Genomic DNA, 13,073 nt, shown 5'->3' with positions numbered 1-13,073 from the left:
ACGGGGCTTTGCGGCTTTGGGTGTTTGAAATTGCATTATCATTGCATTTTTATATTTCTTTGTGATACATTGCAGTATGCTGATTACTGGTATAATTAGCAATACTTTGAGAAGCTGACTGGTAGCTGAGAACCCCGGTCAGCTTCTTTGCAATCTCAATATTGGTGTTTGGATACAGATGACCATAAGTTCCTAGTGTCGTCTGTATTTTTTCATGTCCAAGACGCTCTTTAATCAGCAGTGGATTTTCGCCCATGCTGATAAGCAGGGAAGCATGCGAATGTCTCAGGGCATGAATTTTGATTCTGTGGACACCAGCTAAATTTGCCAATTTCTCTAATGCTCTTGGAAGCGTTGTTTTGCTGGTGGGTGTACTGTTATAACTCAGTACGAATCCACAATTTGGTAAAACCTTTGCCTGGACCGCCTTCCATTCTTGTAATTCCTTGATGGTATCAGCATCAATATAAATGGTACGGTTGCTTGCCTGCGTCTTAGGTTCAACGAATTTGTAGTCATTCATTGTTTTATAGTACAGTGTTTTACTAATAATCAGCATACCTGTTTCAAAATCAATATCATCCCACTGTAAGGCGGCAGCCTCTCCAATACGCATTCCAGTCATAAATAAAAGCCAGAACGAGATGAAGAGATAGTGCTCGTAGTAGTCACCTTTGTACAGCAGGGATATTACCTTCTGAAACTCCTCCAAAGTCCAGAAGTCGATCTTTACTTTTTTAGATTTGATATTGCCGATCATGCGGGCAGGATTCTTCTTTGCAAGTCCGAGGATAATCGCCCGGTCAAAAGCTAAACATAACATTCCCTGAACAATGCGTACATAGTTTGGACTGAATTGTTTTGCCAACTTGAGCTGCCAGGTCTGTACATTTATCGCTTCTATTTCGGACACTTTCTTCTTGTAGAAATAGGCAAAGTGTTTTTGAATGGTCGAGTAACGATTCTTGTAGGTACTTTCTTTCACCTGAGTTTTGTACCACGGAAGATAGATTTCTTCAATAAACTTTTTGAAGGTAATGTCTTCCTTCTTATCAGCTAATTCTTCCGTTGATGCAAGAATCAATTTGGAATACTCGGCACGGGCTTCTTTTTTTGTTGAGAATCCGCTGCGGTATTTTTGAATCTGTTTTCCGGTTACAGGATGATATCCGAGGTTGGCTCGAAAATAATAAGTGCCGTTTTCTGCTTTTTTAATTGGATCTTTTGCCATGATTTCACTCCTTACTAAAATGCAAAAAGCACGATCATTCTTGCTTATCGGGCAAAGTAATCCCTAATAATTCTTCAACGGCTTCTTTTGGAACCCTGTCTAATTTTCTGGATTGATAATAGGTATGCCCCTTTTCTACCATAAGTTCCTTTGCTTTTTTGATAATATCAGCAGCAAAGGAAGGACCGTAGCCTAATTCAATCAAATCCCTTTTTGTTACAGTTATCATGAATCTCCTTTCCACAGACAGGGAATCAACTTGATACCTGTCTATTATTATATCAAATTTTGAGTAAAAGTTCTCTAATAAAAGCGCTATAAGCTAAAATCCCAAAAGTCTATGTTATTCTTTCAGAAGCCAGTTCCTATGCCCGTTCCGGCCACGTAAAACGGTGTTACTTTGTAACTATTAAGCTGCAGGCGTGCGAAGATGCAAACTATCTGCAGTCACCTATATCAATCTCCCGAAAGATTTCTTTTGTTTTCAAGGTACGGCGAATGGATATATTACCCATTCAATTAAGGAATAGGGGGCTTTTCTTTAAGATTGAAAAATTTTAAGAAAAAATGATAAAAATAAAAGCTGCCTTGATTTGGCAGCCACGGAAATCTATTTGCGTTTTAGAGCCAGACGATTCAGCATGGAAATGAGCGCAAGCATATCCTCGTCATCGAGTTGTTTCATCAGATCAGTTGCTTTGTCAATCAGAGGAAGATTGTGCAGCTCTGAATCGAAGAACTGTTGAGGAGTGACTTCCAGATAGTCACAGATATCCAGAAAGCTCTGCATGGTAGGCAGAGAACGTCCGGAAGTGAGGGACTGGATGTAGCTTTTATTTTTGCCAAGATCCAGACTCATCTGATATTCAGATACATTTTTCTTTAAACGCAGTTCGCTGATGCGTTCTCCAATAAAGTTTTTATCCATACATTTACACCTCTCTTCCACATTTTAAACTATTTACTTACAGCAAATTACGGAATAAAATAGAGATATATTTGAAATATAGTGATTATTCCGTAATATAACCGTAATTTACTAAAATGATACAAAAAAAGAAATTATGGATGATAGAAAATGGATTTTGGGGTATGATGATAGCAAAGGAAGTGGATGTCTGTGCGGATTATAGGAAATGAGCAGGAAATTGAATGGGCGAAGGAAGCACTGCGGAATCAATGTAACGATTGTCCCTACTTGGACTGCTGTAATGAAAAGGCGAAAGAGGAGTCAAAGCAGTGTGGAACGGTTCGGTTTGGCTGCCGGGAGTATCTGAAAGAGAAGATTGAATTCGTAGTAGAAAAATAGATGTAGTATTTTGAACAAATATAAACACCATATATAGTATAAGCCTGAATTGACATGAGGAATATCTTGTGCTAGTATACTGATATAGTTTATTTTATGCACACCCTTTTTGGGGAGTTTCGGGATTCATAAGAATCTCCAAACTTACAGGAAACAGCAGGAGCTGATTCCTGGCATAAGTAGTTTATGTTTGTAGTGAGTGTCACGGTATGCCTTTTTTGGCTGCGTGGCACTTTTGTTTTTTCAGGAAGAAACCAGACTTTTAAGAATGAACAGAGAAAAGACTCTCTTTTCATTCTTTTTTTGTGCTTACATTTAGGTTTCGGCATAGTTGCATGCCACAACCAGCTTCGGCTGTTGATGGATAAATATTATTTTAAGAAAGGTGGAATAAGAACATGAATGAAGCAAGAGTGTATGCAGATGGATTTGAGAGATCCTTTGCAGAAGTAAAAGATCTGCTGGAGTTTCTGGCAGAGAGAGGAAGAAATGCCAAATGGATCAGAAAGCCAACGAATACGTTACGGCTGGCACCACTGGAAAAGGAGGCTCAAAATCTGGATGCGGCAGATGCATCCATGGAAGAAATTTTGGAGGATACAGAGAAGAATACGCAGCTTATACTGAAAATGAGAGGAGAATCCTATCCGGTACGTGACTGTGCCATCCGCACCATTTTAAGCCGCGCAGGTGTCAATGGAGACGGGCTTCGCAAGCTGGATAAGGCAACATATGCGAAGGTAGTCAATTACTGCCTGCGGGTTGCAAAAGGGGATGCCCTGATTAAGATTGCGGACGGAAAGGTTTCCGCAGTACATGGCGGGGATAAACATGATTATTGCATCCTTGATATGAAAGCCATGTTTGAGACAACCTGCGAATATCTGAATCTGAATTTCAAAGGCAGTGTTTACATGGAGGGCTCTGGTATCTATGACCATTCCATTGTATCTGCCATGTGGAAGCTCGGAGGAAGTCAGGAACTTCTGGATACTTACCGAAAAGCACTGGATGCACACGGAATGGATGAGAAGATCCTGTCACCGGCACTTCGTTTTACCACATCTGACGTGGCAGCGAGCGGTGCAAATCTGTATCCGATGCTTTTGACAGACGGACCAAACGGCGTTATCAGTCTGGGAAGTCCAATCAAGCTGGCTCACGATAAAGGGGCAACGATTCTGGACTTCCGGAAAAATCTGGAGCAGGTATGCGCCCGCTATGTGGATGCGATGAAGAATCTTACTCAGCTTATGGACATTGAGATCCGTAATCCGGTGAACTGCCTGAAGCTGCTGATGAAGGAACTTGGCATTAAACAGAAGATCCGGAATGAGGTGGTGGAGCTATTTGTATCCCAGAACGGGGAAGGTGCCTGTACGGCACATGATCTTTATTATGCCATGAATGAAGCCTCCTTTTTTGCAGCCTGTGAAGGAATGTCCGGACAGGGCATCCTGAAGCTGGAGGAGGATATTACGAAGGCGCTTATAAAAGACTGGAAAAAATATGACGTTTATGGAGCAGTCAAATGTTAGGAGGAATTGGAATGAATAACAAAGCAGAGTATACACCGGAAAAGGTTGTGGATATCAGTAACCTGTCAAGAGAAGACTGGTTGGAATACCGCAAAAAAGGAATCGGCGGCAGTGATGTAGCGGCAATCATGGGGATCTCTCCATTTGCCACTATCCGGGATCTGTTTTACAACAAAACAGGTGTGCAGCCGGTCATTCAGGAGGAAGAGGAAAGCAACTGGGTTGCCAAGGAAGTCGGACACCGGCTGGAAGATCTGGTGGCAGAAATCTTTTCCAAAAAGACCGGACTGGAAGTATTTCCGGTACGTGTCATGTTCCGGCATCCATTATATCCGTTCATGCTTGCAGATGTGGATTTTTTTGTTCGTATGCCGGATGGGACATTTGCGATTCTGGAATGTAAAACCTGCAATTATAATGCGAAAGATAAGTGGGCTGATGAGGGTATTCCAGCTCATTATGTGCTGCAGGTAAGGCATTATCTGTCTGTGATGAATATGCAGAAAGCCTTTATCGCATGCCTGTATGGAAATAACGAGAATGAGTTTGTGTATCGCACCATTGAGCGTGATCTGATTGAGGAAGAAGACATCATTGATCAGGAAACGTATTTCTGGCAGGAACATGTATTGAAAAATGTAGTACCGCCGCATAACGGGAATTCCGATCTGGTTCTGGCAAATATCCGTAATTATGGTGGTTTTGCAGACAAATCTATTCCGGAAATTGTGCTTTCCGGTCTGGAATCAAAAAATCTTGAGAAGTATCTTACCCTTTCGGAGGAAAAGTCACAGTTGGAAAAACGGAAAAAGGAAATCGAAGCAGAACAGCGGGCAATCAGTGTTCCTTTTGTGGAACAGCTGGGGCAGGGCTGCAAGGCAGTGCTGGAGGACGGTACGAACCGTTACCGTATTACCTATAATCCGACCAGACGTACTTCGGTTGGGAAAGACCAGATGGAGAAGCTGAAAAACCAGCATCCGGATATCTATGAGGAATATACAAAAACAACGGAGAGCCGTACTTTCCGAATTAAGAAGGAGGCGGCGTAATGAGAAAACTAAATGAACGGATGCGGGTAAAAAGCTGGAGGGATATAAACAATGAGGTGCAGATTTAAACATAAGATTTTCCGGAATGAGGAGAATGGGTATACGATTGCCATATTCACCACACAGGATACGTCTGTCCCCCTGTCAGCCAGAGACAAATATCTGGCATCCCGGAATATCATCGGCTTCTCAGCGATTGGATTCGGTCTTCCGCTTACAGACGAGATTGAGCTTGAGATGGAAGGCAGATGGGAGAGCGGGGAGCATGGAACCCAGTATCAGGTGGAAAATTTCATGGAGGTTGTACCACGGACAAAGGAGGGTATCTTAGGATACCTTTCTTCCGGTGCAGTCAAAGGCATCGGTCCCAAGATGGCAGATACTATTTTCCGGAAGTTTGGGCTTCAGACGTTGGAAATCATGGAAAACAGTCCGAAAGAACTTTTAAAGATCCGTGGGATTTCCGAGAAGAAGCTTTCTGCTATTGTGGAGTCCTATGGAAAAAACCAGGTGTTCCGGGAACTGATGACGTTTCTGGCGCCTTTTAAGGTGACACCCAAAAAAGTGAATAAGATTCTGAAGAAATTCGGAAATGAATCGGTGGATATTATCCGGCACCGCCCTTACATGCTGAGTGCAGTCAAAGGCTTCGGGTTTCTGACTGTGGATGCGATCGGAAGACAGTGCTGCTGTGCACTCAATGATCCCATGCGGATATCCGGGTGCATCGGACATATCATGAATCAGGCAATGAAAGATGGACATCTGTTTAAGCAGCGTCAGGAGGTTATCAGGGAAGCACTGGAAATGCTGAACCGGGATCTGCAGGTCATGGCAGTATCGGAGCAGGATGTCAGTCAGGTGCTTTACCGGCTGGTGCTGCAAAAAAGCATTGTAGTGGAGGAAGAACGGATCTATTCTATCCGGCAGTATGAAGAAGAAACGCAGACTGCTTCCATGATAGCGAGACGGCTTTTGGAAAAGCCGGTTCCGTTGTCCATTGAACTGGAGCTGGAAAAGGCACAGAAGACACTGGGGATCACGCTGTCAGAAACACAGAAACAGGCAGTGCGGATGGTGTTTGCACATCCCATCAGTATTATTACCGGAGGTCCCGGAACCGGAAAGACAACGGTTCTCAAGGTGATTCTCTATATCCATCAGGCGTTATGCAGGTCAGAGGTACAGCTTATGGCTCCGACCGGACGTGCGGCAAGACGTATGGTGGAGAGTACCGGCTGTGAAAATGCATCCACGATGCATCTGGCCCTGGGGCTTTTGGGAGATGATACGGATTTTGAACCGGATTTTGAGTACCTGTCTGCCGGATTTTTAAATGTAGATGAGGTGTCCATGGTGGACATGCATCTTGCCTATGAATTTTTCCGGCGGGTAAGCAGACATGCCAGAGTCCTTTTAGTCGGGGATAAGAACCAGCTCCCATCGGTAGGAGCCGGGGATGTGTTCCGGCAGATGATTGCCTGCGGGCTGATTCCGGTCACGGTACTGGATCTGGTTTACCGACAGGGCGCTTTGAGCAGCATCCCTTATAATGCAAAACTGATGCAGGAGAATAAGACTAATCTGAGCTTTGGGGAGGATTTTCAGTTCATTGCCTGCAAAGGAGCAGATGAGGCGGCAGAGATTGTCCGGAGGATTTATCTGGACGAGATTGCAAAAAACGGCATGGATCAGGTACAGATCCTGACTCCGTATCGGAAACGCAGTGCTGCCGGAGTGGATGAATTGAACAAATCTCTGGAGGATTTTGTAAATCCGCCAATCGCAGGGAAGAAGGAACTGCATATCGGCAGTCAGGTGTTCCGGGTTGGCGATAAGATTTTACAGAATAAAAATACCGAGATGGCGAGTAACGGCGATCTGGGCAAGATACTGGACTGTATCACGGATGAGGATGGAAATGCCAGGGCAGTGATCGGATTCCCGGACGGGCGGCAGGTGCAATATGAAGCTGACCAGATGGAAATGCTCGAACATGCCAACGCAACAACCATCCATAAGGCACAGGGTTCCGAATGTCCGGTTGTCATCATCCCTTGGGTAAAAGCCTTTTATATGATGCTGAAGCGCAATATTCTCTATACCGGAGTGACCAGAGCGAAAAGCAAGGTTTATCTGGTAGGGGAATGGGCTGCAGTCTGTCAGGCAATCCATACGGATGACAGCGGGACAAGGAACACCATTCTGAGTGAGCGGATCGTACAGTATTACGATCAGTATCAGAGTGAACAGAAACCGGAAATGGAGCAGTTAAAACTTGTTGTTTAAAAATATTTTTCAATTTTTGAAATAAGCGGACTATTACTCTTATATAGGGGAACGTCTGCTTTTCTAAATGAAAGGAGCAGAGAATGAAAGAATTATTGTATAAGAAATCAGAGGCAGTTGCCGCTTTAAACCGTGTGGATGGCTTCCATCCGATGGAACTGGCAAGAAAGATTGGAGAAGAAGGGCAGGAGGAGCAGCTTTATCTGGATGTGAAATACCGGAAGCTCTGGTTTCGTCTGGTCAATCCTGCAGGAAAGATCATCAGCCGGATTATCACTTTCACAGAGAATATGGCAGTTGTGGAAGCACGTATCTATCTGGATAAATGTGATCAGGAAGACAATTATGTAGCCAATTCCTTTTCACAGAAATTCCGGAGCGATGATCCGAAGTTTGGAGACAAATTTCTGGAAATGGCGGAAACAGCAGCCGTAGGAAGGGCATTATCGGATGCTGGATATGGTGTGCAGTTTGCGGATGTGGGAGAGGAAAATGATCCTGCACAGGTAGATGCCGGAATTCCATATCAGAATCCACAGATGCCGGATTCAGATGCCATGGCAAATGCTGCCATGTCGGATTCGGGTGTCATGCCAAAGGCGGCTATGCCAAATTATGGAGAGATGCCAGGCCAGTCGGAATATGCAGGTCAGCAGATGATGAATCAGTTCTATCAGCAGGCACAGGCGGCGGGAAGCACCATTTACCATGGCAGTGGACAAATGCCTGGCTACGGTTCCGCTCCGGCTGCCTCTACGCCGCCAAAGACCGGACAGATGCTGCAGGGAGCATTACAGAATCTGGATACGTCCCTTCCGGTAGAAGAACTGATGAAACACATGAACTATGAAATGGCAGTCGGGACTGTGATTCCGGGAAAGGGAAAATACGGCGGAAAGACCATGGGACAGGTGGCAGTTGAAAGCCCGTCAACGATCCAGTGGTTTGCCGAGCAATATTCCGGACCGAACAATCTGGTTCCGGCGGCAGCAAAGGTAATTTTACAAAAAGCAATGCCGATGGCTGGTTAAGGAAGAACCCCGCAGAGAGCTTTTTTCTGTGGGGGAAAGGAGGAAGAGACCGGGATGTATTATGATATGTCTGGGTTTGATTATGGAATACTGGATGTGGTGCAGGTGCTGCATCTCAGAAAGCGGCGGGGAAACTATTATGACTGCCCGTTTTGTGGAGAGACGCATGGAAAACTCAATATCAATGTGGAAAAGAATGTATTCCGGTGCAACCGCTGTGATGCGTCCGGGGGGATGCTGAAGCTTTATGCGGATTTGCACAATGTTACACTCTCCGAAGCAAATCAGCAGATCCGGGAAGCATTAGGAAAAGGAGAATACCGGACGGATTATATCAAAGCAACGCCGGTACAGGAAGAAAAGGCAACGGCAGAGCTTGCACCCATAGAGGAAATCCATCGGACGTATCAGAGAATGCTGTCCATGCTCACGCTTAACAGGAAGCATCAGGAGGATCTGCAAAGACGGGGATTAAAACCGGAACAGATCGAAGCACAGCGTTACCGGAGTGTCCCGCTGTTTGGAATGAAGAAGCTGGTCAAAAGGCTGGCAGAAGAAGGATATAGGGTGAAAGGCGTGCCGGGATTCTACCGGGATACAGACGGAAACTGGACGATTAACTTCAAAGCAGAAAACTCAGGAATCCTGATTCCCATAGTTTCTTTGGACGGGTTCATCCAGGGTTTTCAGATCCGGGTAGATCATGTGACTGACACGAAAAAATATATCTGGCTGTCCAGTGTCAATTATGACCAGGGAGTTTCCTCTGGAAGTCCGGTACATGTCATCGGTGATCTTCATGCTGAACGAGTCTATTTGACAGAAGGGGCGTTAAAAGGAACTATCGCCCATTATCTATCCAGTGCGACCTTTGTATGTGTTGCCGGAGTGAATCAGTATCGGAATTTAAAACCAGTGCTGGAACGGATGAAAGGTTATGGGATGAAACAGCTTTTGGAGGCGTATGACATGGATAAGAAGATGAAAGTAGCCTGTAATCATCATGACAGTAAGTGTGCGGTCTGTTTTGAGCGTTCCCCTGTTATCTGCCAGCATAAGGCGGAGAAACGGAGGATTATCCAGAACGGTTGCAATAAGGTCTATGAAATCTGCCGGGAGCTTTCCCTGCCGATGAACCGGATGGTCTGGGATATGGACGAGAGCGGGGAGTGGAACGGGAAACACAAGGGGATTGATGACTATTTAGCCGCCATCAAACAGAAGGAAGGAGCCGGGGCACAGACTTCGGCTCTTCCGAAAGGAGAATAATCATGAGAAAAAAAGGAAATACGGTTCTTGCAGGACTCATTATCTGCCTGTTGCTTGTTTTTCTCGCAGCGGCAGGAAAACTCTTTGGTGCTTATCTGAAGTATCAGAAAGGGGACGTAAGTTACGAGAAACTGCAGGAATATGTTCAGGAACCAGAGGAAGAAGAATCACCGGAGCCTGAGAAAGAAAAGGAGGAACCTAAGAATAGGTATCTGGAAATTGATTTTGCAGGTTTAAAAGCGGTTAATCCGGATGTCATAGCGTGGATTCAGATTCCGGCACTGGATATCAGTTATCCAGTGGTACAGGGGAAAGATAATGCATATTATCTTCATCACCTTTTTTCGGGAGAATCCAATATCAACGGGAGCATCTTTGTGGACTGCCATAATCAGCCGGACTTTACGGATCAGAATACGATCGTGTACGGGCATAATATGAAAAACGGGAGCATGTTCGGAACTCTGGATAAGTACCAAGACAAAGAGCTATTTGAACAACATCCGGAGTTTTATCTCTATTTGCCGGACAAGATCCTCAAGTATCGTATCTTTTCCTGCTATGCGGGAAGAACCGGAAGTGAGGGATATAGGTATCATTTCCCGGAAGCGGAAGATTTTCAGACGTTTCTGGATACGGTGTCTTCTTATAGGGATTATGATACCGGCACCGAGCTGTCGGCAACGGATCGGATAGTTACGCTGTCTACCTGTGTCAATTCCAGACGGAATTATCGCTATCTGGTACATGGAAAATTAAGCAGTGAGATCATCACAGAGGAATAAAAGAATCGTGCTGGTGTGAGAAGAAATTTCTTATGCCAGCTTTTATTATGGGAGGAAATGTAATGGGAACAGCATTGGTTATGGAACATGCAAACGCACTGGCACAGATGATAGTCAGTGAAAAGGACAAGTTATTTGATGAAAGAGTGGAGGCTCTTGTAAAACTTTATAGAAGGGCGGAATTTTATCTGAAGCAGGGATTTCTGGAGAGCATCGTCTGCGAGTTCCATCGGAAGAAAGTGGAAATGATTATGCAGGCGGAAACAAAAGGAGAGATTACGGAAATACTGAAGTTATCAAAACCGCATTTTGACGGGAAAAAATTTGTCTATACCTCTCCGTATGCTGTGGAAGAGGAAGAGCTTCTCCTTTGGTCTCTGACATCACTGCAAGGTCCACTCCGGGATGAAGGGTATCGAAGATATCGGGAATTATTTGAGAAGTGCCTGCCGGAGATGGCAGAAAAGATTCCGGCGTAGAACAATGGCATAACAAAGGAACGAAAAAACTATCTTTTATTTTACTGTAATTTCACTCTTTATTGAATCTGCAATACTTTACAAAGTTTTTTACGGAAAAATGCTTCGGATTAATATACTTAACACCAGTATCTATCAGCTTAAATTTTGAATAACCAAACACCAGTGTTTCATTATTCACAAAAATCGTCATCTATCCAGAAAGCAGGTAAAATATGTTCACAATAATCAGAGTATTTTCTGCATTCAATACATTCTTCATCTAAAGAATCTACGCCGACATAATGAATATGATAATCTACAGTATCGTTTACAAATCTTTCAAGGAAGATGTTCAAAACAAAGGCTACTCTATCATCACAATAAACATAACCAATTAAATTCTTATGAATGATACAGTAAACGAGATAAACACAGCGTGTATCAACGATGCAGTTGAAATTGTATCCAGATTAAAGCCTATTTATACTTTAAAGCATGCACGGAGACAGCAAGAAGACCTATTCCTGTACGGAAGAGGTCTTCCTGTCCTTATACTAAAGTTAATTGGTATGCTGAAGTCCCGCAAAAGCAACATTTAATTTACCTCCAGATTACCGCTTTTAAGAGATAGATAATCGGAACTTCCGCTAAGCAGATAGAAAAAATATTCCCCTTTTTCATCTGGTGAGAAACTATATTTTCCACTCAGTTCATCGAACACTTCTCCTTCATACATTATCCCGTCTTTTACATAACCGATAATCAAATCTTGGGATACTGTAATGTCTGATTTATATTTATCAAACGAAATGACTATATTATCTTTATCAGTTAGTTTCCATCCCTTTCCATTGTCTTGTGTAAGTACACAAAGTGAATTGTTGATTAGAATTATTTCTGGAATGATATACATTTCATCTGATTTATCAGTAGGAATCTCTACTATTGATGATGGTATGAAATTAGGCATCAGACTGCTTTTAACAATTCTGCTTTCAGGAAATTCTGATGAAGATTTGGCTAATTCCTCAATATCAACAACTTTCCCCTTTTCATTGGTATATACACCGTCTTTTAATATGATGTAGCTTCTATCATTGGTTTCTGTCCCGATTAAATGTCGATTGCTGTCATCAATTAAAGCCGATGTTAACAGATGACTGATTGCAGCATATACAGGCATACACAAAAACACTGAAACCACAGTTACAATAATTGCAGTTCTATAAGTGAACTTTAAAGGCTTATGTTTTGAAGCTGTTTTACAAAATACATTTTGACGTATCTTTTGTTTGGAATATTTTTTCAGTATTTTATTGCAATCATGAAAATACACTTCCTCAATAAAAGATTCATCAATTTCACTCATTAACTCATTCAAAGAAAATTTTACAGTCTTCATATCTAAATCCCTTCTTTTCCATTTTTAGTTTTAATTTTTTACGTCCGCGTAACAGTTTGGATTTTACTGTAGATTCTTTTAATCCGGTTTCTTCTGCTATTACAGCGATTGTCTTAGTGTAATAGTAGTACGAGATAAAACATTTTCTTTCGTCAACTGATAGTTCATATATGCTTTCTTTTAAGCATTTGATTACTTCTTCTTTTAACGGCCCGTATTCAATATGTTCGTTCGTTCCAACCTGAAACGCATCTTCGTAATTTTCAAAATGCATCTTAGAGGTTTTTCGTAATGCGTTTTTTGCCATGTTTCTTGCGATTGTTCCTAAATAGGGTTTGAATGTGCTGTAGTTATCTGTATCTAAATCTGCACTGTAATTCCATAGAGCTACAAAAACATTAGACACGACCTCCTCCTTGTCTTCATATGGCAAAGCACTTCCAATAATATTCTCCACTATGTATACAACATATCTGTAGTATTTGTTCATACATATTTTTAAAGCGCGCTCATCTTTATTTTTTAGTTCGAGCATCAGTTGTTTCTCATCTATGTTAAATAACATGCTTCTACCTCATAAATTCAGTGAATACTATAGCAGTGGTTTAATAATGGGAATGTGTATTTTCAAAAAAGGGAACCGAGAAACCAAGTTAAAAAGCTTCAATTAAAATCAGGATAAGTACTCACCAGCACTTGAAATATT

At 42.8% G+C, this 13,073-nt stretch carries 13 protein-coding genes; 8 read left to right on the top strand and 5 right to left on the bottom strand.

From position 1 onward, the window contains the following. Positions 1 to 49 precede the first annotated feature (49 nt). From DWW13_RS05385 to DWW13_RS05375, 3 genes are all read right to left on the bottom strand, one after another. Positions 50 to 1,231: a site-specific integrase gene (locus DWW13_RS05385; RefSeq protein WP_005333347.1), complete on the bottom strand. Its 1,182-nt coding sequence runs from the start codon at positions 1,229 to 1,231 to the stop codon at positions 50 to 52. A 34-nt stretch (positions 1,232 to 1,265) separates the two neighbouring features. Continuing rightward, the gene (locus DWW13_RS05380; protein ID WP_005333349.1) at positions 1,266 to 1,460 is read right to left on the bottom strand and encodes a DUF3173 domain-containing protein; all 195 of its coding nucleotides are present in this window, start codon (positions 1,458 to 1,460) and stop codon (positions 1,266 to 1,268) included. Between the two features lie 381 nt (positions 1,461 to 1,841). Then, on the bottom strand, positions 1,842 to 2,159 hold the full coding sequence (locus DWW13_RS05375; protein WP_005333350.1) for a helix-turn-helix domain-containing protein: 318 nt from the start codon (positions 2,157 to 2,159) through the stop codon (positions 1,842 to 1,844). Positions 2,160 to 2,351: 192 nt separating this feature from the next. Here DWW13_RS05375 and DWW13_RS05370 point away from each other — a divergent pair, with 192 nt between their 5' ends. The 8 genes from DWW13_RS05370 (at position 2,352) to DWW13_RS05330 (ending at position 10,983) form a co-directional block, all read left to right on the top strand. Then, complete coding sequence (locus tag DWW13_RS05370; protein ID WP_425458801.1) at positions 2,352 to 2,540, top strand: 2-ketoisovalerate ferredoxin oxidoreductase; 189 nt, start codon at positions 2,352 to 2,354, stop codon at positions 2,538 to 2,540. Positions 2,541 to 2,938: 398 nt separating this feature from the next. Continuing rightward, positions 2,939 to 4,078, top strand: a complete 1,140-nt coding sequence (locus DWW13_RS05360) for a transposase (RefSeq protein WP_117887977.1) — start codon at positions 2,939 to 2,941, stop codon at positions 4,076 to 4,078. Then, complete coding sequence (locus DWW13_RS05355; RefSeq protein WP_005333354.1) at positions 4,072 to 5,130, top strand: YqaJ viral recombinase family nuclease; 1,059 nt, start codon at positions 4,072 to 4,074, stop codon at positions 5,128 to 5,130. The genes DWW13_RS05360 and DWW13_RS05355 overlap by 7 nt, the downstream gene beginning before the upstream one ends. A gap of 51 nt (positions 5,131 to 5,181) precedes the next feature. Continuing rightward, positions 5,182 to 7,419, top strand: coding sequence for an SF1B family DNA helicase RecD2 (gene recD2 / locus DWW13_RS05350; protein ID WP_117887978.1), 2,238 nt, complete (start codon positions 5,182 to 5,184; stop codon positions 7,417 to 7,419). 83 nt (positions 7,420 to 7,502) lie between these two features. Next, a complete protein-coding gene (locus DWW13_RS05345; RefSeq protein WP_117887979.1) occupies positions 7,503 to 8,450 on the top strand; it encodes a hypothetical protein in 948 nt (315 codons plus the stop codon). A 54-nt stretch (positions 8,451 to 8,504) separates the two neighbouring features. After that, positions 8,505 to 9,719, top strand: coding sequence for a CHC2 zinc finger domain-containing protein (locus DWW13_RS05340; protein ID WP_117887980.1), 1,215 nt, complete (start codon positions 8,505 to 8,507; stop codon positions 9,717 to 9,719). A 2-nt stretch (positions 9,720 to 9,721) separates the two neighbouring features. Further along, complete coding sequence (gene srtB, locus DWW13_RS05335) at positions 9,722 to 10,504, top strand: class B sortase (protein WP_117887981.1); 783 nt, start codon at positions 9,722 to 9,724, stop codon at positions 10,502 to 10,504. 62 nt (positions 10,505 to 10,566) lie between these two features. Continuing rightward, positions 10,567 to 10,983: a hypothetical protein gene (locus DWW13_RS05330; RefSeq protein WP_020436703.1), complete on the top strand. Its 417-nt coding sequence runs from the start codon at positions 10,567 to 10,569 to the stop codon at positions 10,981 to 10,983. Positions 10,984 to 11,560: 577 nt separating this feature from the next. On the opposite strand, the gene DWW13_RS05325 is transcribed toward DWW13_RS05330, so the two are convergent. Beyond that, on the bottom strand, positions 11,561 to 12,367 hold the full coding sequence (locus tag DWW13_RS05325; RefSeq protein ID WP_117887982.1) for a hypothetical protein: 807 nt from the start codon (positions 12,365 to 12,367) through the stop codon (positions 11,561 to 11,563). Further along, positions 12,339 to 12,932, bottom strand: a complete 594-nt coding sequence (locus tag DWW13_RS05320) for an RNA polymerase sigma factor (protein ID WP_020436704.1) — start codon at positions 12,930 to 12,932, stop codon at positions 12,339 to 12,341. Before DWW13_RS05320 ends, DWW13_RS05325 begins: the two co-directional genes overlap by 29 nt. Between the last annotated feature and the right edge of the window lie 141 nt (positions 12,933 to 13,073).

Origin of the sequence: Blautia sp. AF14-40, assembly GCF_003479665.1 — a bacterium.
GTDB classification, from domain to species: domain Bacteria; phylum Bacillota; class Clostridia; order Lachnospirales; family Lachnospiraceae; genus Fusicatenibacter; species Fusicatenibacter saccharivorans.
This window is presented reverse-complemented; position numbering and strand designations above follow the sequence as displayed.